At 52.5% G+C, this 22,868-nt stretch carries 23 protein-coding genes; 15 read left to right on the forward strand and 8 right to left on the reverse strand.

Going from position 1 to position 22,868, the window contains the following annotated elements; genetic code table 11:
* The first annotated feature begins 50 nt into the window (after nt 1-50).
* Complete coding sequence (locus J4614_RS01575; protein WP_000336847.1) at nt 51-326, forward strand: YnjH family protein; 276 nt, start codon at nt 51-53, stop codon at nt 324-326.
* Here J4614_RS01575 and J4614_RS01580 read toward each other — a convergent pair.
* Together J4614_RS01580 and xthA are read right to left on the reverse strand one after the other, a co-directional pair.
* Nucleotides 286-702 (reverse strand): pyrimidine (deoxy)nucleoside triphosphate diphosphatase, encoded by a 417-nt coding sequence (locus tag J4614_RS01580; RefSeq protein WP_000592137.1) that lies wholly within the window; start codon nt 700-702, stop codon nt 286-288. The two genes, J4614_RS01575 and J4614_RS01580, sit on opposite strands and share 41 nt — an antisense overlap.
* Before the next feature lie 72 nt (nt 703-774).
* Nucleotides 775-1,581: an exodeoxyribonuclease III gene (gene xthA, locus J4614_RS01585; protein ID WP_000673954.1), complete on the reverse strand. Its 807-nt coding sequence runs from the start codon at nt 1,579-1,581 to the stop codon at nt 775-777.
* Between the two features lie 445 nt (nt 1,582-2,026).
* Between xthA and J4614_RS01590 the strand changes: the two genes are divergently transcribed.
* From J4614_RS01590 to spy, 6 genes are all read left to right on the forward strand, one after another.
* Entirely contained in the window at nt 2,027-3,253 is a 1,227-nt protein-coding gene (locus tag J4614_RS01590) for an aspartate aminotransferase family protein (protein ID WP_000059492.1), read from the forward strand.
* Nucleotides 3,244-4,278 carry an arginine N-succinyltransferase gene (astA, locus tag J4614_RS01595; RefSeq protein WP_001263885.1) on the forward strand — a complete coding sequence of 345 codons (1,035 nt, stop codon included), beginning with the start codon at nt 3,244-3,246 and terminating at the stop codon, nt 4,276-4,278. Before J4614_RS01590 ends, astA begins: the two co-directional genes overlap by 10 nt.
* The gene (gene astD / locus J4614_RS01600; RefSeq protein WP_001644580.1) at nt 4,275-5,753 is read left to right on the forward strand and encodes a succinylglutamate-semialdehyde dehydrogenase; all 1,479 of its coding nucleotides are present in this window, start codon (nt 4,275-4,277) and stop codon (nt 5,751-5,753) included. The genes astA and astD overlap by 4 nt, the downstream gene beginning before the upstream one ends.
* Nucleotides 5,750-7,093 (forward strand): N-succinylarginine dihydrolase, encoded by a 1,344-nt coding sequence (astB, locus tag J4614_RS01605; protein WP_208293038.1) that lies wholly within the window; start codon nt 5,750-5,752, stop codon nt 7,091-7,093. Before astD ends, astB begins: the two co-directional genes overlap by 4 nt.
* Complete coding sequence (gene astE, locus J4614_RS01610; RefSeq protein ID WP_023212246.1) at nt 7,086-8,054, forward strand: succinylglutamate desuccinylase; 969 nt, start codon at nt 7,086-7,088, stop codon at nt 8,052-8,054. The genes astB and astE overlap by 8 nt, the downstream gene beginning before the upstream one ends.
* A gap of 335 nt (nt 8,055-8,389) precedes the next feature.
* Complete coding sequence (gene spy / locus J4614_RS01615; RefSeq protein WP_001228998.1) at nt 8,390-8,875, forward strand: ATP-independent periplasmic protein-refolding chaperone Spy; 486 nt, start codon at nt 8,390-8,392, stop codon at nt 8,873-8,875.
* A 74-nt stretch (nt 8,876-8,949) separates the two neighbouring features.
* Here the strand turns inward: spy and cho are convergent, their stop codons facing one another.
* Both cho and nadE read right to left on the reverse strand, forming a co-directional pair.
* A complete protein-coding gene (gene cho, locus J4614_RS01620) occupies nt 8,950-9,831 on the reverse strand; it encodes an excinuclease Cho (protein WP_001518228.1) in 882 nt (293 codons plus the stop codon).
* A 120-nt stretch (nt 9,832-9,951) separates the two neighbouring features.
* Nucleotides 9,952-10,779, reverse strand: coding sequence for an ammonia-dependent NAD(+) synthetase (gene nadE / locus J4614_RS01625; protein ID WP_000174980.1), 828 nt, complete (start codon nt 10,777-10,779; stop codon nt 9,952-9,954).
* Nucleotides 10,780-10,997: 218 nt separating this feature from the next.
* Here nadE and osmE point away from each other — a divergent pair, with 218 nt between their 5' ends.
* From osmE to chbG, 7 genes are all read left to right on the forward strand, one after another.
* Complete coding sequence (osmE, locus tag J4614_RS01630; RefSeq protein WP_001039301.1) at nt 10,998-11,339, forward strand: osmotically-inducible lipoprotein OsmE; 342 nt, start codon at nt 10,998-11,000, stop codon at nt 11,337-11,339.
* A 300-nt stretch (nt 11,340-11,639) separates the two neighbouring features.
* Nucleotides 11,640-11,960, forward strand: coding sequence for a PTS N,N'-diacetylchitobiose transporter subunit IIB (gene chbB, locus J4614_RS01635; protein WP_000412161.1), 321 nt, complete (start codon nt 11,640-11,642; stop codon nt 11,958-11,960).
* Between the two features lie 82 nt (nt 11,961-12,042).
* Nucleotides 12,043-13,401: a PTS N,N'-diacetylchitobiose transporter subunit IIC gene (gene chbC / locus J4614_RS01640; RefSeq protein WP_000073064.1), complete on the forward strand. Its 1,359-nt coding sequence runs from the start codon at nt 12,043-12,045 to the stop codon at nt 13,399-13,401.
* Nucleotides 13,402-13,451: 50 nt separating this feature from the next.
* On the forward strand, nt 13,452-13,799 hold the full coding sequence (gene chbA, locus J4614_RS01645; protein WP_000459883.1) for a PTS N,N'-diacetylchitobiose transporter subunit IIA: 348 nt from the start codon (nt 13,452-13,454) through the stop codon (nt 13,797-13,799).
* A 10-nt stretch (nt 13,800-13,809) separates the two neighbouring features.
* Complete coding sequence (gene chbR / locus J4614_RS01650; RefSeq protein ID WP_000983393.1) at nt 13,810-14,652, forward strand: transcriptional regulator ChbR; 843 nt, start codon at nt 13,810-13,812, stop codon at nt 14,650-14,652.
* Between the two features lie 124 nt (nt 14,653-14,776).
* Nucleotides 14,777-16,132, forward strand: a complete 1,356-nt coding sequence (locus J4614_RS01655; RefSeq protein WP_000078772.1) for a 6-phospho-beta-glucosidase — start codon at nt 14,777-14,779, stop codon at nt 16,130-16,132.
* A gap of 12 nt (nt 16,133-16,144) precedes the next feature.
* Entirely contained in the window at nt 16,145-16,903 is a 759-nt protein-coding gene (chbG, locus tag J4614_RS01660) for a chitin disaccharide deacetylase (protein ID WP_208293039.1), read from the forward strand.
* Nucleotides 16,904-16,946: 43 nt separating this feature from the next.
* Here chbG and katE read toward each other — a convergent pair whose 3' ends face one another.
* Entirely contained in the window at nt 16,947-19,199 is a 2,253-nt protein-coding gene (katE, locus tag J4614_RS01665) for a catalase HPII (protein WP_000019114.1), read from the reverse strand.
* A 364-nt stretch (nt 19,200-19,563) separates the two neighbouring features.
* Between katE and cedA the strand changes: the two genes are divergently transcribed.
* Entirely contained in the window at nt 19,564-19,806 is a 243-nt protein-coding gene (gene cedA, locus J4614_RS01670) for a cell division activator CedA (protein ID WP_000977510.1), read from the forward strand.
* A gap of 101 nt (nt 19,807-19,907) precedes the next feature.
* Here cedA and tcyP read toward each other — a convergent pair whose 3' ends face one another.
* From tcyP to hxpB, 3 genes are all read right to left on the reverse strand, one after another.
* Nucleotides 19,908-21,299 (reverse strand): cystine/sulfocysteine:cation symporter, encoded by a 1,392-nt coding sequence (gene tcyP, locus J4614_RS01675; protein WP_001010663.1) that lies wholly within the window; start codon nt 21,297-21,299, stop codon nt 19,908-19,910.
* A gap of 136 nt (nt 21,300-21,435) precedes the next feature.
* Nucleotides 21,436-22,035 (reverse strand): metal-dependent hydrolase, encoded by a 600-nt coding sequence (locus tag J4614_RS01680; RefSeq protein WP_000505804.1) that lies wholly within the window; start codon nt 22,033-22,035, stop codon nt 21,436-21,438.
* A gap of 137 nt (nt 22,036-22,172) precedes the next feature.
* Nucleotides 22,173-22,841 (reverse strand): hexitol phosphatase HxpB, encoded by a 669-nt coding sequence (gene hxpB / locus J4614_RS01685; protein ID WP_000106847.1) that lies wholly within the window; start codon nt 22,839-22,841, stop codon nt 22,173-22,175.
* Nucleotides 22,842-22,868: the final 27 nt, after the last annotated feature.

Here is a 22,868-nt window from a genome sequence, read left to right on the forward strand (position 1 = left end):
GGCGGCTTACCGTTATACTGAGAATATATTTAGAAAAATAAGGAACTCCTATGTGCCGAAGCCTCGTGGTCGCCGTGATGGCTATAATGCCAATGGTCGGGCTGGCAAACCAGAACAGTCGTCCTGATATTCAGGTGAATGTCCCGCCGGAAGTTTTCAGCACGCGCGGTCAGTCGTCCCAGCCCTGCATTCAGTGCTGCGTTTACCAGGATCAGAATTACTCCGAAGGCGCGGTAATAAAAGTGGAAGGCGTCTTGCTCCAGTGCCAGCGTGACGAAAAAACCATCAGCACGAATCCGTTAGTCTGGCGTCGCGTAAAGCCATAAACGCCTGCAATAGCGGAATATCCGCCGGGGCGAGGGGGTACTCCAGCGCCTCTTCCGGCGTACACCAGGCTAATGCCTGATGTTCCAGCGCACGTATCAGACCGTTAAACGCAGGCACATGCCAGGCGTGCAAATGAATTCGTCGGCCAGACACGTCGCGTTGATGGCTGGCGATATAGACGCCGGGCGTGGCGTCAATCCCTAACTCTTCGCGTAGCTCGCGGACAAGCGCCTGCGGCTGGGTTTCGCCGGGTTCGACTTTACCGCCGGCAAACTCCCATAAACCGGCTTGATCCGCATGAGCTGGGCGCTGGGCCAGCAGAATTTTGCCGTCGCGTTCAATGATGGCGGCAACAACATCGAGTTTTTTTATCATTGTCGTTAAGGTCGTTATTCCTGCCGGGAAGCGTCGCGCTATCCCGGCCTTACGGTTAATCAGAAAGCGGAATCAAACACGAAACGTCGCCCAGACCGGCGCATGGTCGGAGGGTTTTTCCATACTGCGAATGTCATAGTCTATACCGGTTTCTGCGCAACGTTCCGCCAGCGGAGCGCTTGCCAGCAAGAGGTCGATACGCAGCCCGCGATTATCCACGAAACCTTTTGAGCGGTAATCAAACCACGAAAATTTATCCATCGTTTGCGGATTCGCCTGACGGAACGTGTCCACTAATCCCCACTTCAGTAACCGTGACATCCATTCACGCTCCTCCGGCAGGAAGGAGCATTTACCGGTACGCAGCCAGCGTTTGCGGTTCTCTTCGCCGATGCCAATATCCAGATCGGTCGGGCTGATATTCATGTCGCCCATAATTAATACCGGATTATCGCACTTGAGTTCCGTTTCAAGATAGTTTTGCAAGTTCTGATAAAACTGCGCTTTCGCGGGGAACTTCAACGGATGATCCCGGCTTTCCCCCTGCGGGAAATAGCCGTTAATGACGGTAATATTACCCAGCGGCGAGGGGATTTCCGCCATGATAATGCGGCGTTGCGCCTCTTCGCCATCATCCGGGAAACCGCGTCTGACGGAAATGGGCGTGGCTTTTGTTAGCAGCGCGACGCCGTAATGGCCTTTTTGTCCATGATAGAAAACGTTATAGCCCAGCTTCGCGACCTCTTCGAGCGGGAACATTTCGTCGTGGACTTTTGTCTCCTGTAGGCCGATCACATCGGGCTGGTGTTTTTCGACAATCGCTTCAAGCTGATGGGGACGGGCGCGCAGGCCGTTGATATTAAAAGAGACAAATTTCATAGTCACTGCCACTTTGCAAGGTGAATCGTGTTGGGATGGTAACAGAAATTTTACCGGGTGACTGCCACTCATCGTCAGATTCGGCCAATGGAAGCGTATGGTGTTTTCTATAGCGCGAAAATGGCACGGTTTGCGTGCAGATGCGCCAGAACGGGGCGGTAATTTCCAGTAAATTTCGTATAAGATCACAATTCCAGAATTATATTTGGCAACTGAATAATATTTCGCTTTTTCCTCTTTTTAGCCACCGATTATGCGGAAATATTCACTTTTCATGCAGTAAAAGTGAATATCGCTACGCTGTAACCCATTGATTTACCGTCTATCACTTCTGTTTATGCAATTTTAACGCTGGCTGGCACGAATGCTGCAATCTACATTTACAGCGCAAACACTCATATTAATTAACATATAAATAACTTTATTTTTACCAAAAGAGGTCGCTATGTCTCTGTCAGTTACGCGCGAAAACTTTGATGAATGGATGGTGCCGGTATATGTTCCCGCGCCTTTTATTCCTGTACGCGGAGAAGGCTCACGCCTGTGGGATCAGCAGGAGAAAGAGTACATTGATTTTGCTGGCGGGATCGCGGTCAACGCATTGGGACATGCGCATCCGGCGCTGCGCGAGGCGTTAAATGAACAGGCGAATCGCTTCTGGCATACCGGGAACGGTTACACCAATGAGCCGGCGCTGCGACTGGCGAAAAAACTGATCGACGCGACCTTCGCCGAACGCGTTTTCTTTTGTAATTCAGGCGCTGAAGCAAATGAAGCAGCATTAAAACTGGCGCGCAAATATGCCCACGATCGTGCCGGCAACCATAAAAGCGGCATTGTGGCCTTTAAAAACGCGTTCCATGGTCGCACGCTCTTTACCGTCAGCGCTGGCGGTCAACCCTCCTATTCACAGGACTTTGCGCCGCTGCCGCCGGATATTCGTCATGCAGCCTATAACGATCTGAACTCCGCCAGCGCGCTAATTGATGACAATACCTGCGCCGTGATCGTAGAGCCTGTGCAGGGCGAGGGCGGCGTGATCCCCGCCACGAAAGCTTTTTTGCAGGGGCTGCGTGAATTGTGCGACCGGCATCAGGCGTTACTGATTTTTGATGAGGTGCAGACGGGCGTCGGACGTACCGGCGAACTGTATGCATATATGCATTATGGCGTTACGCCCGATATCCTGACGACCGCTAAAGCGTTGGGTGGCGGCTTCCCGATCGGCGCGATGCTGACCACGCAAGACTATGCCAGCGTTATGACGCCAGGCACGCATGGCACCACCTACGGCGGTAATCCGCTGGCGACGGCAGTTGCCGGAAAAGTACTGGATATCATCAATACGCCGGAGATGCAAAACGGCGTCAGACAGCGCCACGATGCGTTTATTGAACGTCTAAATACCATTAATGTACGTTTTGGCATGTTCAGTGAAATTCGCGGGCTGGGGCTACTGCTTGGCTGTGTGCTACAGACGGAGTTTGCCGGAAAAGCCAAACTCATCGCCCAGGAAGCGGCAAAAGCAGGCGTGATGGTGCTCATCGCCGGCGGCGACGTGGTGCGTTTTGCGCCAGCGTTAAATGTGAGCGACGAGGAGATAGCCACCGGGCTTGATCGTTTTGCCCTGGCGTGCGAACGCCTTCAGACGGGAGGCGCATCATGCGGGTGATTCGTCCTGTCGAACATGCGGATATCGCCGCGCTGATGCAGCTTGCAGGCAAAACGGGCGGCGGCTTAACCTCGCTACCGGCAAATGAAGCGACGCTGGCGGCCCGCATTGAACGCGCGCTAAAAACCTGGTCCGACGAGCTGCCAAAAGGCGAACAAGGGTATGTATTCGTTCTCGAGGACAGTGAAACGGGTGAGGTCGGCGGGATCTGCGCCATTGAGGTCGCGGTCGGTCTTAACGACCCCTGGTATAACTATCGTGTCGGTACGCTGGTTCATGCCTCCAAAGAGCTGAATGTATATAACGCGTTGCCAACATTATTCCTGAGTAATGATCATACCGGCAGCAGTGAGCTTTGCACGCTGTTTCTCGATCCCGAATGGCGTAAAGAGGGTAACGGCTACCTGTTGTCAAAATCGCGCTTTATGTTTATGGCCGCGTTTCGCGATAAATTCAATGAGAAAGTGGTGGCGGAAATGCGCGGCGTCATTGACGAGCACGGTTATTCTCCCTTCTGGCAAAGTCTCGGCAAACGCTTTTTTTCTATGGATTTCAGCCGGGCGGATTTTTTATGCGGTACCGGGCAAAAAGCGTTTATCGCCGAGCTGATGCCCAAACATCCTATTTATACCCACTTCTTATCTGAAGAGGCACAGGCCGTAATTGGCGAAGTCCACCCGCAAACGGCGCCAGCCCGCGCGGTGCTGGAAAAGGAAGGCTTTCGCTATCGCCACTATATCGACATCTTCGACGGCGGGCCGACGCTGGAGTGTGATATTGATCGCGTGCGGGCTATTCGTAAAAGCCGACTGGTGGAAGTCGCGGAAGGGCAACCCGCGCCTGGCGACTATCCGGCATGTCTGGTCGCCAATGAAAACTATCACCACTTTCGGGCCGCGCTGGTGCGCGCCGATCCGCAGACTTCACGACTTGTACTGACCGCCGCGCAGTTGGATGCGCTGAAATGTCGCGCGGGCGACCACGTTCGGCTGGTACGCCTTTGCGCTGAGGAGAAAACCGTATGACGCTATGGATAAACGGCGACTGGATAACCGGTCAGGGCGAACGCCGCCGCAAAACGAACCCGGTGAGCGCGGAGATACTTTGGCAGGGGAATGACGCTAATGCGGCACAGGTCGCCGAGGCCTGTCAGGCGGCGCGCGCGGCGTTTCCTCGCTGGGCCAGAGAGCCTTTTGCGGCACGACAGGCTATCGTAGAGAAATTTGCCGCCCTGCTGGAGGCGCATAAAGCCGATCTCACGGAGGTCATCGCGCGTGAAACCGGTAAACCGCGCTGGGAGGCGGCGACGGAAGTGACGACGATGATCAATAAGATTGCCATCTCGATTAAGGCTTACCATGCCAGAACAGGCGAACAAAAAAGCGAACTTGTCGATGGCGCCGCGACGTTGCGCCATCGCCCTCACGGTGTGCTGGCGGTATTCGGCCCTTATAACTTTCCCGGCCATTTACCGAATGGCCATATTGTGCCCGCGTTGCTGGCAGGCAATACGCTGATCTTCAAACCTAGCGAGCTAACGCCATGGACCGGGGAAACGGTAATAAAACTCTGGGAACGGGCGGGGCTACCGGCAGGCGTTCTTAATCTGGTGCAGGGCGGTCGGGAGACCGGACAAGCGCTAAGTTCGCTCGACGATCTCGACGGGCTGCTGTTTACCGGCAGCGCCAGTACCGGATATCAGCTTCATCGCCAGCTATCCGGCCAGCCGGAAAAAATCCTGGCTCTTGAAATGGGCGGAAACAACCCGCTCATTATTGAGGATGTGGCAAATATAGATGCGGCGGTACATCTGACGCTGCAATCGGCGTTTATTACCGCCGGACAGCGCTGTACCTGCGCGCGACGCCTTCTGGTAAAACAGGGTGCGCAGGGAGATGCATTTCTGACGCGGCTGGTTGACGTCGCCGGACGTCTGCAGCCCGGCAGATGGGACGACGATCCGCAGCCGTTTATCGGCGGACTGATTTCAGCGCAGGCGGCACAGCATGTGATGGAGGCCTGGCGTCAACGAGAGGCATTAGGCGGTCGCACGCTACTGGCGCCGCGGAAGGTCAAAGAGGGAACCTCTCTGCTGACGCCTGGCATCATTGAGCTGACGGGCGTCGCGGATGTGCCGGATGAAGAGGTGTTTGGTCCGCTGCTGAACGTCTGGCGTTATGCGCATTTCGATGAGGCGATTCGTCTGGCGAATAATACCCGTTTTGGTCTGTCGTGTGGGCTGGTGTCGACGGATCGCGCGCAGTTCGAACAGCTCTTGCTGGAGGCACGGGCAGGGATCGTTAACTGGAATAAACCGCTCACCGGGGCAGCGAGTACTGCGCCGTTTGGTGGTGTCGGCGCGTCTGGCAACCATCGGCCCAGCGCCTGGTATGCCGCCGATTATTGCGCCTGGCCGATGGCCAGTCTGGAATCTCCCGAACTGACGTTGCCTGCGACATTAAGCCCCGGCCTCGACTTTTCTCGCAGGGAGGCGGTATGACGGCGCATGAAGTTAATTTTGACGGGCTGGTGGGGCTTACGCACCATTATGCCGGGCTATCCTTCGGCAATGAGGCATCGACCCGCCACCGTTTTCAGGTGTCGAATCCTCGTCTGGCGGTAAAGCAGGGGCTGCTAAAGATGAAGGCTTTGGCGGATGCCGGCTTTCCCCAGGCGGTGATCCCGCCGCATGAGCGGCCTTTTATTCCGGCGTTGCGTCAGCTCGGCTTCACGGGTAGCGATGAGCAGATTCTGGATAAGGTTGCGCGTCAGGCGCCACGCTGGCTTTCCAGCGTGAGTTCCGCGTCGCCAATGTGGGTTGCGAATGCGGCGACGGTTTGCCCATCGGCAGACGCGCTGGATGGGAAAGTTCACCTGACGGTGGCGAATTTAAACAATAAATTTCATCGCGCTCTTGAGGCGCCTGTTACCGAAGCGCTGCTACGCGCCATATTTCGCGATGAAAACCAGTTTTCAGTGCATAGCGCGTTACCGCAGGTCGCATTATTGGGAGATGAAGGCGCGGCGAATCATAACCGTCTGGGCGGCGAGTATGGTTCGGCAGGCGTGCAGCTTTTTGTCTATGGGCGCGAAGAGGAGAATGAAATACGACCCGCTCGTTATCCGGCGCGCCAGAGCCGCGAAGCCAGCGAGGCCGTGGCGCGTCTTAACCAGGTGAATCCGCAACAGGTTATCTTCGCTCAGCAAAACCCGGAGGTCATCGATCAAGGCGTATTCCATAATGATGTCATTGCCGTCTCGAATCGACAGGTATTGTTTTGTCACGAAGCGGCGTTTGCCCGGCAGAAAGTGCTCATTAATCAGTTGCGTACGTGCGTTGACGGTTTTATGGCGATAGAGGTGCCCGCCGGAGAGGTTTCTGTATCAGATGCTGTGGCGACCTACCTGTTTAATAGTCAGTTGTTAAGCCGTGACGACGGCTCAATGCTGTTAGTGTTGCCGCGGGAATGTCAGGACCATGTCGGCGTCTGGCGCTATCTGAATAAGCTGGTGGCGGAGGATAACCCCATCAGCGCGATGCAGGTGTTTGATTTGCGAGAAAGTATGGCCAACGGCGGCGGCCCGGCCTGTCTGCGATTACGCGTGGTGTTAACAAAAGAAGAACGACGGGCGGTGAATCCAGCGGTAATGATGAATGACGCTCTGTTTACGGCCCTTAACGCGTGGGCGGATCGTTATTATCGCGATCGCCTGACCGCCGCCGATCTGGCCGATCCGTTATTATTGCGAGAAGGCCGGGAGGCGCTGGATGTGTTAACGCATCTGCTGGATTTGGGGTCGGTTTATCCTTTCCAGCAAACGGGGGCGGCTGATGGATAACTTTCTGGCGTTGACGCTAAGCGGCACGACACCACGGGTGACGCAGGGGAAGGGCGCGGGTTTTCGCTGGCGCTGGTTAGGCCATGGTCTGCTTGAATTCACGCCCGATGCGCCGGTCGACCGCGCGTTAATTCTTTCTGCGGGGATACACGGCAATGAAACCGCGCCGGTAGAGATGCTGGATAAGCTGCTGTCGGCGCTGTTCTCAGGCAGCTTGATGTTAACGTGGCGAGTGCTGGTGGTGCTCGGCAATCCGCAGGCGCTGGCGGCGGGAATACGCTATTGTCACAGCGATATGAACCGTATGTTTGGCGGGCGTTGGCAGTCCTTTGCCGAAAGCGATGAAACGCGGCGGGCGCGTGAGCTGGAGCTAAGTCTGGAGACCTTCTTTTCATCTGGCCAGGCGCGGGTACGCTGGCATCTGGATCTGCATACCGCCATTCGTGGCTCGCATCATTTGCGTTTTGGCGTATTGCCGCAGCGCGACCGCCCGTGGGAGGCGGATTTTCTGGCGTGGCTGGGCGCGGCAGGACTGGAGGCGTTGGTATTTCATCAGGCGCCCGGCGGTACGTTTACGCACTTTAGCTCTGAACATTTCGGCGCGCTTTCCTGTACCCTGGAGTTGGGAAAGGCGTTGCCGTTTGGGCAAAACGATCTGACGCAGTTCAGCGTAACCTCGCAGGCGTTGTCGGCGCTGCTGAGCGGTATCGAAACGTCAAGCTCATCTTCGCCGCCGCTACGCTATCGGGTGGTGTCGCAAATCACGCGTCACAGCGACAAGTTCGCGCTTTATATGGATGCGCAAACGCTGAATTTTACTGCCTTTGCGAAGGGAACGTTGCTGGCCGAGGAGGGGGATAAGCGCGTGACGGTGACGCATGACGTTGAATATGTTCTCTTTCCTAATCCCTCTGTCGCCTGCGGATTGCGGGCTGGATTAATGCTGGAAAGACTTCCCTGATAAATGTCCCTGTAAGCTCACGTTAGGGTTACAGGGATGATTTGGGATACAGTTTCATGCTATTACGGATTATTCCTGGAGAATTGCTTTATTAATAAGCGTTGCTGCGTTATAGTTCTGCATAATTTCTGCTATATCATGCTGTTGTATATTTCTCTTTCAACTCTGCGCAATTTATTCTTTTTTTCTTCACAATTGGCGAAAAAGTGTTTTTTATACTTTCATTGTTTTACCGTTGTTATGACTAATTGACGCTAAGACGGTTAAAGTTAATCACGACAACACGGCGCTGTTTTAAATATGCCGTAAAAATAACTGAAAGGAAGGATGGAAATATGCGTAAACTGACTGCTCTATTTGTTGCCTCTACCCTGGCGATGGGTGCTGCGAATCTGGCTCATGCCGCTGAGACTACCACCGCCGCGCCAGCGGATGCGAAGCCAATGATGCAGCATAAAGGTAAATTTGGCCCACATCACGATATGATGTTTAAAAACCTGAACCTGACAGACGCACAGAAGCAACAAATTCGCGACATTATGAAAGCGCAGCGCGAGCAAATGAAACGTCCGCTGCTGGAAGAGCGTCGCGCCATGCATGATATTATTGCCAGCGATACCTTCGATAAAGCCAAAGCCGAAGCGCAAATTACGAAAATGGAAGCGCAGCGCAAGGCCAATATGCTGGCGCATATGGAAACCCAGAATAAAATTTATAACGTTCTGACGCCGGAGCAGAAAAAGCAATATAACGCTAATTTTGAGAAGCGTCTGACAGAACGCCCGGCGCAAGAAGGTAAAATGCCTGCTGCGGCAGAATAACTTTCCGCATAATTTAAGACCGCCGGTCTTGTCGACAACACAATCGTTGAGGTGGACAGGATCGGCGGTTTTCTTTATGACTGGCGACAGTCGGTGTGCAGTTCAATGATCTCATATTGACCTGACATTAGTGGTTTACAGAGAATTTTATAGCCATCCTGATCAAAGCCCGCAGGGGTACGCACCAGGGTGGCAGCCTCATCCAGCGAGGGTACCGCCCCCAGCCATAACCAGTTGTTGATAATGTGGAACTGGGTCATTTGTGGGCGGCTCTCTTTTAACGCGATAGCGCCTTTCCAGGGCCAGCAAACCACACGTAACCGTTCCAGCGAGGCCTGCAGACGAAGAAAATGCGCCTGCGGGGTTTCTTGCCCACAGCACGCGCCAGCGCAGCGCTTCAGAGCGAAACGAAAACAGGCGCGCCCACGGCTTACCGGTTCAAGCCCCAGCAGGCCATAACACAATTTTTGTTCATCGGCGAGGTTCTGTAAGCTTTGCAGCGCTGCCCGACGGTTGGCGAAGAGCCCAAACAAGTTCGGCTCATGGGAAAAATCGACGCTGCGGGCGGAAACGACCTCAATCTTTTGTTCGCTCAACTGTAGAGAGCAAAGCTGGCGATTACGCCGTAACCGCTTGTTAAACAGCGGCTGTTGTTCTTTGATCAGCCGCGCCTCCAGCAGCAACGCGCCCATTTCCCCAGCGGTGCAGATCCAGCTTATCCGCCGCGCCTGTCGCAGCATAGCGGCCTCGTCAGGCGTTCGCAGATGTGAGAGCACCCGGCTGCGAATATTTACGCTTTTACCGATATAAAGCGGCAGCGTATCGCTTTCGCTATGAAATATATAGACGCCCGGTAAGGCTGGCGCTTCGCTGAGGAAAGGACGTAAATGTTCTGGATATTCGTAAATGGCCGCCGCTTCAAACTCAAGGCGGGGGGCTGATTGACGCCGTACCACAGTGATCTCCGTTAACTGGTTATTCATCCAGTATAACAGCGGATGGGTGATTAAAAAAGAGGCTGAGAAGAGAGGAGGCCGGATAGACGAGCGATATCCGGCGCAACAGTAGAAGTACGCTTACTTTTTCCAAAAGTCGTCGAATACCGTAATCGGTAAACGGCGCTTATGTTCAGTTTTTACATACCAGCCTTCGATAGTTTTAGCGATGGCGGGGTCCAGCGTTTTGCCTTCCAGGTAATCGTCAATATTGTCATACGTTACGCCCAGCGCGGCTTCATCAGGCAGTGAAGGGCGGTCGTCTTCCAAATCGGCGGTGGGGACTTTTTTATACAGATGCTCAGGACAGCCCAGCGCTGCGAGAAGCTGTTTGCCCTGGCGTTTGTTAAGGCGATGAAGCGGGTTAATGTCGGTACCGCCATCGCCATATTTGGTGAAGAACCCGGTTATCGCTTCCGCCGCATGGTCGGTGCCCACCACGACGCCGTGAGTCATACCGGCGATGCTATATTGCGCTTTCATTCGCTCACGCGCTTTTTCATTGCCGCGAACAAAATCGCTCAGCTCAATTCCCGCTTCGCGCAGCGCCTGTTCGCTGGCGAGGACGGCGCCTTTAATATTGACGGTGAGTACTCTGTCCGGCTGAATAAAAGCAATGGCGTCCTGGCAATCCTGTTCATCGGCCTGCACACCATAAGGCAGACGAACGGCGATAAACTGCAGCGCATTATCACCAGTCTCTTCCCGCAATTCGGCGATAGCCATCTGGCTGAGTTTCCCGGCCAGCGTCGAATCCTGCCCGCCGCTGATGCCTAACACCAGTGATTTCAAAAAGGGATAGGTTTTCAGGTACGCTTTAAGAAAATCCACGCTGCGGCGAATTTCTTCTTCAGGGTTGATATGTGGTTTCGCGCCAAGCGCCTGGATTATCTCTTGCTGCAGAGTCATTTAACCCCCTTCGACATTAAAAAAATGAATCTTTACCCTGTTAAAGCTAACCCTTCGCCGCTGAAACGACAAGGTTTGGCGGGCTAAGCGGTGTTTAAAACAACATATCGTTGCGTTAGAGAATTTTCCGAAAGGCTTTTTGTGGCGGGTCGCGGCTTGAAAAATGTTCTGATGTATTCCAGGCTTACATAACACGCTGATAAACAAGAGGACGGAAAATGAACAAGAACGTAGCAGGAATTTTAAGCGCAGCGGCGGTAATGACTATGCTGGCAGGCTGTACGGCTTATGATCGTACAAAAGACCAATTTGTTGAGCCTGTCGTTAAAGATGTTAAAAAAGGAATGAGCAGGGCACAGGTTGCGCAGATTGCGGGCAAACCGTCATCTGAAGTGAGCATGATTCATGCGCGCGGTACCTGTCAGACCTACATCCTGGGTCAACGTGATGGTAAAGCGGAAACCTACTTTGTTGCGCTGGATGATACCGGGCACGTGATTAACTCCGGCTACCAGACCTGTGCGGAGTACGACACTGACCCACAGGCGCCGAAGCAGTAACAACTGTACATTGCCTGAACATTCAAGGAAACCGGCCTGCGAGCCGGTTTTTTTGTGCCTGCAATAACCTTATTTATTATCGCGAATTATTTACCCGAAATGTGAGGGGGGTCATAACGCCAGGTCAATGAGAGACAATTTAGTGGGTCAAGGAAATACCATCCGGCGGTCCGATCCCGTATACTCATTTCAGCCACCTAAAAAAGTAAATCCGGTTACGCAAGTCGCCCAGAGTATGGATGCAGGTTGAGGCTTGCGGCGTATCTGGTTGACAGATAATCGCACATGAGGAAGGTTTTTATGGAAAAGAAACACATTTATCTGTTTTGTTCTGCGGGCATGTCAACATCGTTACTGGTATCAAAAATGCGCGCTCAGGCTGAAAAATATGAAGTGCCGGTGATTATTGAAGCATTCCCTGAAACCCTGGCCGGTGAAAAAGGCCCGGCAGCGGACGTCGTGTTATTAGGCCCGCAAATTGCTTATATGCTCCCCGAAATTCAGCGTTTATTACCCGGTAAACCGGTAGAAGTCATTGATTCAATGTTGTACGGCAAGGTAGATGGTTTAGGCGTGCTTAAAGCTGCGGTAGCGGCAATTAAAAAAGCCGCCGCGAATTAATTATTTTTTAATTTTTCCCGTCAAAGAGTTATTTCATACACTAACCGCAATATTTTATTGCGGTATTTAAGGGTATTTTTCTATGAGTAACGTCATTGCTTCACTTGAAAAGGTACTCCTTCCTTTTGCTGTAAAAATAGGAAAGCAGCCACACGTTAATGCAATCAAGAACGGCTTTATTCGTTTAATGCCATTAACCCTTGCGGGGGCGATGTTTGTATTAATTAATAACGTTTTCCTGAGCTTTGGGGAGGGGTCGTTTTTTTATTCCATGGGCATTCGGCTTGATGCCTCAACCATTGAAACACTTAATGGATTGAAAGGCATCGGCGGGAACGTCTATAACGGCACATTGGGCATTATGTCGCTCATGGCGCCATTTTTTATCGGCATGGCGCTGGCGGAAGAGCGCAAGGTTGATGCGCTGGCCGCCGGATTGCTCTCCGTGGCGGCATTTATGACCGTAACGCCGTATAGTGTCGGCGAGGCCTATGCCGTAGGCGCTAACTGGCTGGGCGGCGCGAATATTATCTCCGGTATTATTATTGGCCTGGTGGTCGCGGAGATGTTTACATTTATTGTCCGGCGCAACTGGGTGATTAAACTACCGGACAGCGTACCGGCTTCGGTGTCTCGTTCATTCTCAGCATTAATTCCCGGCTTTATTATTCTCTCTATTATGGGGATTATTTCCTGGGCGCTGTCTAATTACGGTTCTAACTTCCATCAGATTATTATGGACACTATCTCTACGCCGCTGGCATCGCTGGGTAGCGTGGTAGGGTGGGCATATGTCATTTTTGTACCGCTGCTGTGGTTCTTTGGTATTCATGGTTCGCTGGCGCTGACCGCGCTGGACAGCGGCATCATGACGCCCTGGGCGCTGGAAAACATCTCTATTTACCAGCAGTATGGCTCCGTCGATGCGGCGCTGGAAGCCGGTAAAACGTTCCATATCTGGGCGAAACCGATGCTGGATTCTTATATCTTCCTCGGTGGTAGCGGCGCAACGCTGGGTCTGATCATCGCTATCTTCCTCGCATCTCGTCGCGCGGACTATCGCCAGGTGGCAAAACTGGCGCTGCCGTCAGGTATCTTCCAGATTAACGAACCCATCCTGTTTGGTCTGCCGATTATTATGAACCCGGTGATGTTTATCCCCTTTATTCTGGTACAACCGATTCTGGCGGCGATTACGCTGGTGGCTTACTATTTGGGTATTATTCCGCCGATTACCAATATTGCGCCGTGGACCATGCCAACCGGGTTGGGGGCGTTCTTTAACACCAACGGCAGTGTCGCCGCGTTGCTGGTTGCGCTATTTAACCTGGCGGTCGCTACCCTGATTTATCTCCCCTTCGTGGTGGTGGCTAACAAAGCGCAGAACGCCATCGAGCAGGAAGAAAGCGAAGAAGATATCGCTAACGCACTGAAATTCTAAACTCCGCGCCGGCATGGGATGCCATGCCGGGCTGAATCAGAGGAAAGACTATGTTTGATCTTGAAAATGTTGTAGATAACCAGACAGCGGCTGAGGAACTCGAAGAAGTCGTTATGGGGCTTATCATCAATTCTGGTCAGGCGCGCAGCCTGGCATATGGCGCGCTCAGAAAAGCGAAAGAAGGCGATTTTGAGGCGGCGAAAGCGATGATGGACCAGTCGCGCATAGCGCTCAATGAAGCGCATCTTGTGCAGACAAAACTCATCGAAGGCGATCAGGGCGAAGGCAAAATGAAAGTCAGTCTGGTCCTGGTTCACGCTCAGGATCATTTGATGACCTCAATGCTGGCTCGTGAACTGATCGCTGAGTTGATTGAGCTCCATGAGAAACTGAAATAACAGGGGGCGGATGATGCAGCTACAGGTTAACGCAACGGAAATCAAAACGGTTTATGAGCAGCAGCTCTTCAATGGCAAAAATTTCCATGTGTTTATCTATAACAAGACGGAAAGCGTCACCGGGCTGCATCAGCACGACTATTATGAATTTACCCTGGTATTAACCGGACGTTATTACCAGGAGATTAACGGGAAGCGTGTGCTGCTGGAACGTGGAGATTTTGTTTTTATCCCGGTGGGTTCGAATCACCAAAGTTTCTATGAGTTTGGCGCAACGCGTATTCTGAACGTAGGAATTAGTAAACGTTTTTTTGAACAGCATTATCTTCCGTTACTGCCGTTTTGTTTTGTGGCATCGCAGGTATACAGGGCGAATAGCACCTTCCTTACCTATATTGAAACGGTGATTGCGTCGTTGAACTTTCGCGGTAATGGGCTCGACGAATTTATTGAAGTGGTGACATTTTATATTATAAACCGCTTACGTCATTACCGCGAAGAGCAGGTTTATGATGATATTCCACAATGGCTGAAAGCAACCGTGGAGATAATGCATGATAAAACGCAGTTTGGCGAACATGCGCTGGAAAATATGGTGCGCCTGTCGGCAAAATCCCAGGAGTATCTGACGCGCGCCACCCGACGTTATTACAGCAAAACGCCGATGCAAATCATTAATGAGATTCGCATTAATTTTGCCAAGAAACAGTTGGAAATGACCAACTATTCGGTTACGGATATTGCTTATGAAGCCGGGTATAGCAGTCCAAGTCTGTTTATTAAAACGTTTAAGAAGATGACCTCATTCACGCCGAATAGTTATCGGAAGCGATTGACGGAAATTAATGAGTAACGGTTTGCATTGCTCGATTAATTACATTTCACGCTTGCCCCAATAGCGCGGGGAACGTCACGCTATTTCTTACGAGCGGGCATAGCGTAATACATATCAGTGTCATACACTGAAGGGAGATATTATGAGCCAGAAATTAAAAGTCGTCACTATTGGTGGCGGGAGCAGCTACACCCCTGAATTACTTGAAGGCTTTATTAAACGCTACCATGAATTACCTGTCACTGAATTATGGCTGGTTGACGTTGAAGACGGGAAAGAGAAGCTGGACATTATTTATGATCTCTGCCAGCGAATGATTGATAAAGCAGGCGTTCCGCTAAAATTGTATAAAACGCTGGATCGTCGGGAAGCGCTGAAAGACGCTAATTTTGTTACTACCCAGCTGCGCGTTGGTCAACTCAAAGCCCGTGAACTGGACGAGCGTATCCCGCTTAGCCACGGCTATCTGGGGCAAGAAACCAACGGCGCTGGCGGTTTATTTAAAGGGTTGCGTACCATTCCGGTTATTTTTGACATCATTAAGGATGTTGAGGAATTATGTCCGAATGCGTGGGTCATTAACTTTACTAATCCGGCGGGGATGGTGACAGAAGCGGTTTATCGCCATACCAACTTTAAAAAATTCATCGGCGTATGTAATATTCCTGTCGGCATGAAAATGTTTATTCATGACGTGCTGGCGCTGAATGAGAATGACGATCTTTCCATTGACCTGTTTGGTCTAAACCATATGGTCTTTATTAAAGATGTGCTGGTGAATGGCACCTCACGATTCGCAGAATTACTGGATGGCGTGGCGTCCGGTCAGTTGAAAGCGTCAACCGTAAAAAATATCTTTGATCTGCCGTTTAGTGAAGGATTGATTCGCTCGCTGAACATGCTGCCGTGCTCTTATTTGTTGTATTACTTCAAGCAAAAAGAGATGCTGGCGATTGAAATGGGCGAATATTACAAAGGCGGCGCGCGCGCTCAGGTCGTACAAAAAGTGGAGAAACAACTCTTCGACTTGTACAAAAATCCTGAGCTAAACGTGAAGCCGAAAGAGCTTGAACAACGCGGCGGCGCTTATTATTCCGATGCCGCTTGTGAAGTCATTAACGCTATTTATAATGACAAGCAGACTGAGCATTACGTTAATATTCCACATCATGGGCATGTCGAGAATATCCCGGCGGACTGGGCGGTGGAAATGACCTGCATTCTGGGACGCAATGGCGCGACGCCGCACCCGCGTATCACCCGTTTTGACGAAAAAGTGCTGGGGCTTATCCACACTATTAAAGGATTTGAGGTCGCGGCCAGCAATGCGGCGCTGAGCGGAAACTTTAATGATGTGCTGCTGGCGCTTAACCTGAGTCCGCTGGTGCATTCCGACCGCGACGCAGAAGTCCTGGCGCGTGAGCTCATTCTGGCGCATGAAAAATGGCTGCCTAATTTTGCCGCTTGCATCGAAGCGCTGAAAGGTAAGCACCACTGACAGAGGTAGGCTATGGAACGCGTGTTGATTGTGAATGCCGATGATTTTGGCCTGAGTAAAGGGCAAAATTACGGCATTGTTGAAGCATATCGCAACGGCGTTGTGACCTCCACGACGGCGCTGGTCAATGGCGAGGCTATTGACCATGCGGCGCAGCTTAGCCGCGAGCTGCCTGCGCTTGGGGTGGGAATGCATTTTGTTTTGACGTTAGGCAAACCGGTGTCAGAGATGCCGGGCCTGACGCGAGACGGCCTGTTGGGGAAATGGATCTGGCAAATGGCGGAGGAGGATACGCTTCCGCTGGATGAAATTGCGCATGAACTGGCGTGTCAGTATCAGCGTTTCATCGACGTATTTGGCCGCGAGCCAACGCATCTCGACAGCCACCATCATGTGCATATGTTCCCGCAAATTTTCCCCATCGTCGCCCGCTTTGCGGCGCAGCGCGGGATTGCGTTACGTATTGACCGCCAGACGGAGTTGAACGCAGACGATCTGCCATCGGATTTGCGCAGCACTCAAGGATTTAGTAGTGAATTTTACGGCGAGGAGATCACCGAAGCGTGCTTTTTACGCATTCTGGATGCCTCGGCGCATCGAGGAGAAGCCTCTCTGGAGGTGATGTGTCATCCGGCGTTTGTGGACAACATTATTCGCCAGAGCGCCTATTGTTACCCCCGCTTAACTGAACTGGAGGTGTTGACGTCTGCGTCACTCAAGGCAGCGATTGCGGAACGTGGATATCGTCCTGGCAGTTTTCTTGATATTTAGCTCCTGAGTTTGCGGCGCAAGAATGCGCCGCATTTTTTGCCGTTTATGCAGGAATCGCGTTAATTTTCCCCGCACGCGACCAGACACGGTGTGCCGCCATCAGCGTCAGCAGAGTGTCCATAAAGTGGTGGTCAACGTTATCTGCCTCAACAAGTCCTTCTTCCCCCTGGCTATCAATGTTTAAAAGCGCCTTAAACCGTCGGGCGTCGCCTGCCAGTGCGATGGGCTTCAGATGTTTGTAGGCTTCCAGAAGGTAGTAACGGGCATCGCCGCAACTTTCGATATCGGCAATATTGCCGCACGGTACTATTACCGCATCGACCGTTAGCGACGGCGCGCCGGCAAAGGTTGCCGCAATAGTTAATGTTGAACCGTCATCAGCCGTTACTTCACCCATCCGTGAATAGAGCAGTTTTGCGTGGACGCCTTTAGCTTTTAAAGCCTGCAAAATGGTCAGCAGATCGGCGGCGTTAACCTTGTCGTTCAGCAGGATAGCGACCACGCGGCCTTTAACATCGCCGTCCGGCACCGCATACAGGCTGAGCGCCGGATCTTTTTTCAGACCGTTGACATCAGGAGGCGGGGCAATTTGCGTTTGCTCATGGGTGAGTGCAAAACCGAGGTTATGCGCGACGCCCTGAGCCAGCGTGACATCAATATGCGCTAACTGATCGACCACCCGCTCCCGAATATACGCGCGGGCGACTTTACCCAGTTCAAAGCTGAACGCGTCAATAATATGCTGCTGTTCTATCGGCGTCTGACTGAGCCAGAACAGGCGAGGATGCGCGTAATATTCACCGAAAGAGGGGCTGCGTTCGCGGATTTTATTGCCATCCACGCGTTCCTGGTATGATTCGAAGCCGCCGCGTTTTGGCGCTGGCGGTGTTTCGCGCGGCCAGTTGTCATTAATGGAGTTTGGTTCATAGTTCGCCGGATTGGTGTCGATATCCATCCGGTGCATACCGTCACGCTGGAAGTTATGGTAGGGGCAGGTAGGGCGGTTAATCGGAATTTCGTGGAAGTTTGGCCCGCCCAGACGGCTGATTTGCGTGTCGGTATAAGAGAACAGACGCCCCTGTAACAGCGGATCGTTGGTAAAATCAATGCCGGGAACAATATGCCCTGGATGAAATGCCGCCTGTTCGTTTTCAGCGAAAAAGTTATCCGGATTACGGTTTAACACCATTTTGCCGACGCGTTGTACTGGCACCAACTCTTCCGGAATCAGTTTGGTCGGATCGAGCAGATCAAAATCGAATTTAAATTCATCCTCTTCGGCAATGAGTTGTAGGCCCAGCTCGTATTCCGGGAAATCGCCCGCTTCGATGGCCTCCCACAGATCCCGGCGGTGAAAATCCGGATCGCGACCGGTCAGTTTTTGTGACTCATCCCATACCAGCGAGGCTTTACCTGCCAACGGTTTCCAGTGGAAACGGACAAAGGTCGCTTTCCCTTGTGCATTGATCAGACGGAAGGTGTGAATGCCGAACCCTTCCATCGTCCGATAACTCCGTGGAATACCGCGATCCGACATTGCCCACATGACGTTGTGCAGCGTCTCAGGCTGTAAGGAAACATAGTCCCAGAAGGTGTCGTGCGCGCTCTGTCCTTGCGGAATAGCCCAATGTGGTTCGGGCTTAACGGCGTGCACAAAATCCGGAAACTTATGCGCATCCTGGATAAAAAAGATCGGCGTGTTATTACCGACGAGATCGAAAATTCCCTCTTCGGTATAAAATTTGGTCGCAAAACCGCGGATATCACGTACGGTATCAGCAGACCCCGCGCCGCCCTGTACTGTCGAAAAGCGAACAAAGACCGGGGTAATTTTCTGTGGATCGCACAGAAACGCGGCTTTCGTGATGTCGCTCAGGTCTTTATATGGCTGGAAATAGCCGTGCGCTGCAGATCCGCGGGCGTGAACGATCCTCTCCGGGATACGCTCATGGTCAAAGTGGGTAATTTTCTCGCGCAGGATAAAATCTTCCAACAGCGTAGGGCCGCGGCTGCCGGCGCGAAGAGAATTTTGATCGTCGGCGATGCGCACGCCCTGATTGGTGGTCAGCGCATGATTTTCGCTGCCTTTACGAAAGGTGTCGAGGGCGGTGAGCTTATCATTCGCGGTCTCGGGCGCTTTTAAGCTGCCGGGGGCCGTCGGTTGCGCGCCCGGCGGCGTCGGTTCTGGCGTGGGGCGATGTGAACCGTCTGACGGCGCCAGGGAGTCCAGGCCGGGCTGTGATTCACGGGTATCATGCACGGGGGACTGATGGGGGGATTTCTCATTATGCGACATTGAACTCGTCTCCTGCTTTCATCACTGAAATGGGCGTGGTAGTAGTCAAAATCACTCTAACTATAGAACATTTCAGCAATTATGCCGGGGGAGAGCGGAACGGAAGACAGGGTATAACGGGGAAATCGCACGCGCGGAACAGGACGTCGGGGGCGAAGATCGGCTAAAATAGTGTTTTTCTGATTTTTAGCCTTAGAGCCTATCCCAGTAGGCGTTATTGGCGCAGCCAGTTTGGACACGGACAGCGCGCAAAAACCGGAGCGTACACGTAGTACGTGAGGATTTTGAGCACTGCCCAGGACCAAAATGGCAAGTAAAATAGCCCTAATGGGATAGGCTCTTAGCCTCTTTTAGTGAAGCATTAATGATGAAACCTCTTCGCCAGCAAAATCGCCAGATTATTAGCTATATTCCGCGTGTTGAACCAGCGCCGCCGGAACATGCGATAAAAATGGATACGTTTCGCGACGTCTGGATACTGCGCGGTAAATATGTTGCCTTTGTTCTGACGGGGGAGTCATTTCAACGGTCGCCTGCCTTTAGCGTGCCAGAATCGGCGCAGCGTTGGGCGAATCAGGTTCGCCAGGAAAACGAAATCGCTGACTAAGAAAAAACAAAACGCCGGTACTGGAGACCGGCGTTTTTAGTGACAGACATTTTGAGTTGTTGATCGTCGTGTCTCAGACGATGTGAACTCCCGATAATGTATTATCGATGCGCCAGTTCGGCGTCTTCTCCGCTATCGAGAATGGTTTTATCGGTCTGCTTCAGCCACTGGCTGGTCAGCGTACCCGCGGTCATTGAGCCGCTCACGTTCAGTGCGGTACGGCCCATATCAATCAACGGTTCGACGGAGATTAACAGCGCGACCAGCGTGACCGGTAAGCCCATGGCAGGCAGCACTATCAGCGCGGCGAAGGTCGCGCCGCCGCCAACGCCGGCAACACCCGCCGAACTTACGGTAACGATACCCACCAGCGTGGCTATCCATACGGGGTCTAAGGGGTTGATGCCGACCGTCGGCGCAACCATTACCGCCAACATCGCAGGATAAAGACCGGCACAACCGTTTTGGCCGATGGTCGCGCCAAAAGAGGCAGCAAAGCTGGCGATGGACTCCGGCACGCCCAGGCGGCGGGTTTGCGCTTCGACATTAAGTGGAATGGAGGCGGCGCTGGAGCGGCTGGTAAAGGCAAATGTCAGCACCGGCCACACCTTGCGGAAATATTTCAGCGGGCTAATCCCGTTCACGCCCAATAGTATGCCGTGAACCACAAACATTATCGCCAGACCAAGATATGACGCTACCACGAAGCTTCCAAGCTTAATAATGTCCTGCAGATTAGAGCCGGCAACCACTTTCGTCATCAGCGCCAGTACGCCGTAAGGCGTAAGTTGCATCACCAGACGCACCAGCTTCATTACCCAGCTTTGCAGGGTATCGATAGCAACAAGCACACGCTCGCCTTTTGGCGCATCATCTTTCAGCAGCTTAAGCGCGGCCACGCCCAGGAAGGCGGCGAAAATCACCACGCTGATAATAGACGTAGGATTTGCGCCAGTCAGATCCGCAAACGGATTTTTCGGTACAAAAGACAGCACCAGTTGCGGCACGCTGAGATCGGCCACTTTGCCGACATAGCTCGTCTCAATGGCATTCAGACGCGCGGTTTCCGCGCCGCCCTGAACCAGACCTTCCGCCGTCAGTCCGAACAGATTGGTGACCAGCACGCCCACCAGCGCTGCGATAAGGGTAGTAAACAGCAGCGTGCCGATAGTCAGAAAACTGATTTTCCCCAATTGAGAGGCGTTATGCAGTCGTGCCACGGCGCTTAAAATAGAGGCGAATACCAGCGGCATCACAATCATTTGTAGCAATTGCACATAGCCGTTGCCGACAATATTGAACCACTGAATGGAGTCTTTTAACACCTGACTGTCAGCGCCATAAATGGTGTGCAGGGCCAGACCAAAGACCACGCCCATCACAAGGCCGACAAGCACTTTTTTAGCCAGACTCCACTGTTTATGACGGGCCTGCGCCAGTACAAACAGCAGAATGACGAACACCGCAATGTTCGCAATTAATGGAAAATTCATCCCCGTTCTCCTGATTTTTTTATTATGAAGCGCTGTGTTTTAGCGATTCTGTTCGCGCAAGATTAGCAGAACTGTGAGCTGGCTCTTATATTCAAATGGAATGGTTTATACCAAAAATGACTTTGGCGTTGATTTACTAATCAATCTGGTGATTTATAAAACGATTGAACTGCATTTGCAGGATAGTGATCATCTGCGAAGACCAGCGTATGACGTTGTTTTCCGGCATGGACTGCGGCATCCACACCGCCCAGGCAAACAACGCCATACATAAAAATCGCTCCAGTTGATTGCCTTTGCGCGGCGCCAGAATAGGCAGGCGGAAACGCCAGCGGCACGGCCACAGTAAGGGAACGCCTGCGGGGGTGAGCATATCCGCGACGATATGGCTTAAATAGCCAAGTACCATGCCTTGCAGCGCATCTGCCGGGATAATCCACGTATCCGGTACCTTGAGATAAAAGGTCGCCAGTAGGGCAAAGACCGCCAGCAGACTATGGGTAAACCCCCGGTGACCGAACGCGCGGGCGATCGGTTTCGATACCCATTTCAGGCGCTGACCAAGAAAAGATTTGGGGTGGTCGATATCCGGCAGCAGACAGGTCAAAATAGCCGAAGGAATAATATGCCACCAGTCGCCGTGCGCAAGGACGGGCGTTAACTCGGCATTCTTGGCGAAAACCGCGCTGGCTATAGAAAAAAGAAGATGTCCTTCCGCCGTCATGATAAAACCCATTAAACTGTCAATTCATACAGTATAGGGTTTTTATACAGTAGGCGGAAGTGGTGACGTTGTAACTCTTTGTCTCTGTCAAAGCCGCTTGCCGTCTGGTTCAGCGGCTAATTGCCCGTTGACTTTGTTTCGGAAACATCTTAACCGAGTAGATGCGCCGCCGTCAGCTCTGTCAGCGAGTTAAGTTTGACATTCGCCAGCGCAAAGCGCGGATCATGCTGGTTTTCTTCTGCTGGCACCACAATGGCGCGCATTCGCGCCGCCTTTGCCGCGATTAGACCATTCACCGAATCCTCCAGCGCCACGCAGGTTAATGGATCAACGCCTAATTTGGCCGCACAATCCAGATAGACCTGCGGGTGCGGTTTGCTGTAGGGCAATTTTTCCGCAGAGGCCAGCGCGTCAAAACTGTCGCGCAGCTCAAACATGGTGAGCACTTTTTCCAGCATATGCAGCGGCGATGCCGAGGCAAGCCCCACTAATAGCCCCTGCGCTTTACACAGCGCCACGGCCTCACGCACACCCGGTAAAAGAGGGCGCGTCTCTTCGATAAGCGTAATCGCGCGGGCAATAACACGGTTTGTCACTTCCTGGCGATCGGGGCCGTTCCACGGTTGCTGCGCAAACCAGAGATCGACAACCATATCAATGCGTAGCCCAAGCGTGTCTGGCAGCTCATGGCGTCGAGTAATATCTACGCCTAAACTTGCCATTACGTCCAGTTCAGCGCGATCCCAGAGCGGTTCGGAATCGATCAGTAGTCCATCCATATCGAAAATTGCAGCAAGAATTTGACGTGGGGTTGACATCACAACCTCTCCTGTTGAGATTAAAAA

This window comes from Salmonella sp. 32031103-2018-00083-FB-01-SM-01, from assembly GCF_017571995.1.
GTDB lineage: Bacteria > Pseudomonadota > Gammaproteobacteria > Enterobacterales > Enterobacteriaceae > Salmonella > Salmonella enterica.

Bases quoted from the DNA above. Each gene is read 5' to 3' on its own strand.
- J4614_RS01575 (WP_000336847.1), top strand. From the start codon at position 51: ATGTGCCGAAGCCTCGTGGTCGCCGTGATGGCTATAATGCCAATGGTC.
- J4614_RS01580 (WP_000592137.1), bottom strand. From the start codon at position 702: ATGATAAAAAAACTCGATGTTGTTGCCGCCATCATTGAACGCGACGGC.
- xthA (WP_000673954.1), bottom strand. From the start codon at position 1,581: ATGAAATTTGTCTCTTTTAATATCAACGGCCTGCGCGCCCGTCCCCAT.
- J4614_RS01590 (WP_000059492.1), top strand. From the start codon at position 2,027: ATGTCTCTGTCAGTTACGCGCGAAAACTTTGATGAATGGATGGTGCCG.
- astA (WP_001263885.1), top strand. From the start codon at position 3,244: ATGCGGGTGATTCGTCCTGTCGAACATGCGGATATCGCCGCGCTGATG.
- astD (WP_001644580.1), top strand. From the start codon at position 4,275: ATGACGCTATGGATAAACGGCGACTGGATAACCGGTCAGGGCGAACGC.
- astB (WP_208293038.1), top strand. From the start codon at position 5,750: ATGACGGCGCATGAAGTTAATTTTGACGGGCTGGTGGGGCTTACGCAC.
- astE (WP_023212246.1), top strand. From the start codon at position 7,086: ATGGATAACTTTCTGGCGTTGACGCTAAGCGGCACGACACCACGGGTG.
- spy (WP_001228998.1), top strand. From the start codon at position 8,390: ATGCGTAAACTGACTGCTCTATTTGTTGCCTCTACCCTGGCGATGGGT.
- nadE (WP_000174980.1), bottom strand. From the start codon at position 10,779: ATGACTCTGCAGCAAGAGATAATCCAGGCGCTTGGCGCGAAACCACAT.
- osmE (WP_001039301.1), top strand. From the start codon at position 10,998: ATGAACAAGAACGTAGCAGGAATTTTAAGCGCAGCGGCGGTAATGACT.
- chbB (WP_000412161.1), top strand. From the start codon at position 11,640: ATGGAAAAGAAACACATTTATCTGTTTTGTTCTGCGGGCATGTCAACA.
- chbC (WP_000073064.1), top strand. From the start codon at position 12,043: ATGAGTAACGTCATTGCTTCACTTGAAAAGGTACTCCTTCCTTTTGCT.
- chbA (WP_000459883.1), top strand. From the start codon at position 13,452: ATGTTTGATCTTGAAAATGTTGTAGATAACCAGACAGCGGCTGAGGAA.
- chbR (WP_000983393.1), top strand. From the start codon at position 13,810: ATGATGCAGCTACAGGTTAACGCAACGGAAATCAAAACGGTTTATGAG.
- J4614_RS01655 (WP_000078772.1), top strand. From the start codon at position 14,777: ATGAGCCAGAAATTAAAAGTCGTCACTATTGGTGGCGGGAGCAGCTAC.
- chbG (WP_208293039.1), top strand. From the start codon at position 16,145: ATGGAACGCGTGTTGATTGTGAATGCCGATGATTTTGGCCTGAGTAAA.
- katE (WP_000019114.1), bottom strand. From the start codon at position 19,199: ATGTCGCATAATGAGAAATCCCCCCATCAGTCCCCCGTGCATGATACC.
- cedA (WP_000977510.1), top strand. From the start codon at position 19,564: ATGATGAAACCTCTTCGCCAGCAAAATCGCCAGATTATTAGCTATATT.
- tcyP (WP_001010663.1), bottom strand. From the start codon at position 21,299: ATGAATTTTCCATTAATTGCGAACATTGCGGTGTTCGTCATTCTGCTG.
- J4614_RS01680 (WP_000505804.1), bottom strand. From the start codon at position 22,035: ATGGGTTTTATCATGACGGCGGAAGGACATCTTCTTTTTTCTATAGCC.
- hxpB (WP_000106847.1), bottom strand. From the start codon at position 22,841: ATGTCAACCCCACGTCAAATTCTTGCTGCAATTTTCGATATGGATGGA.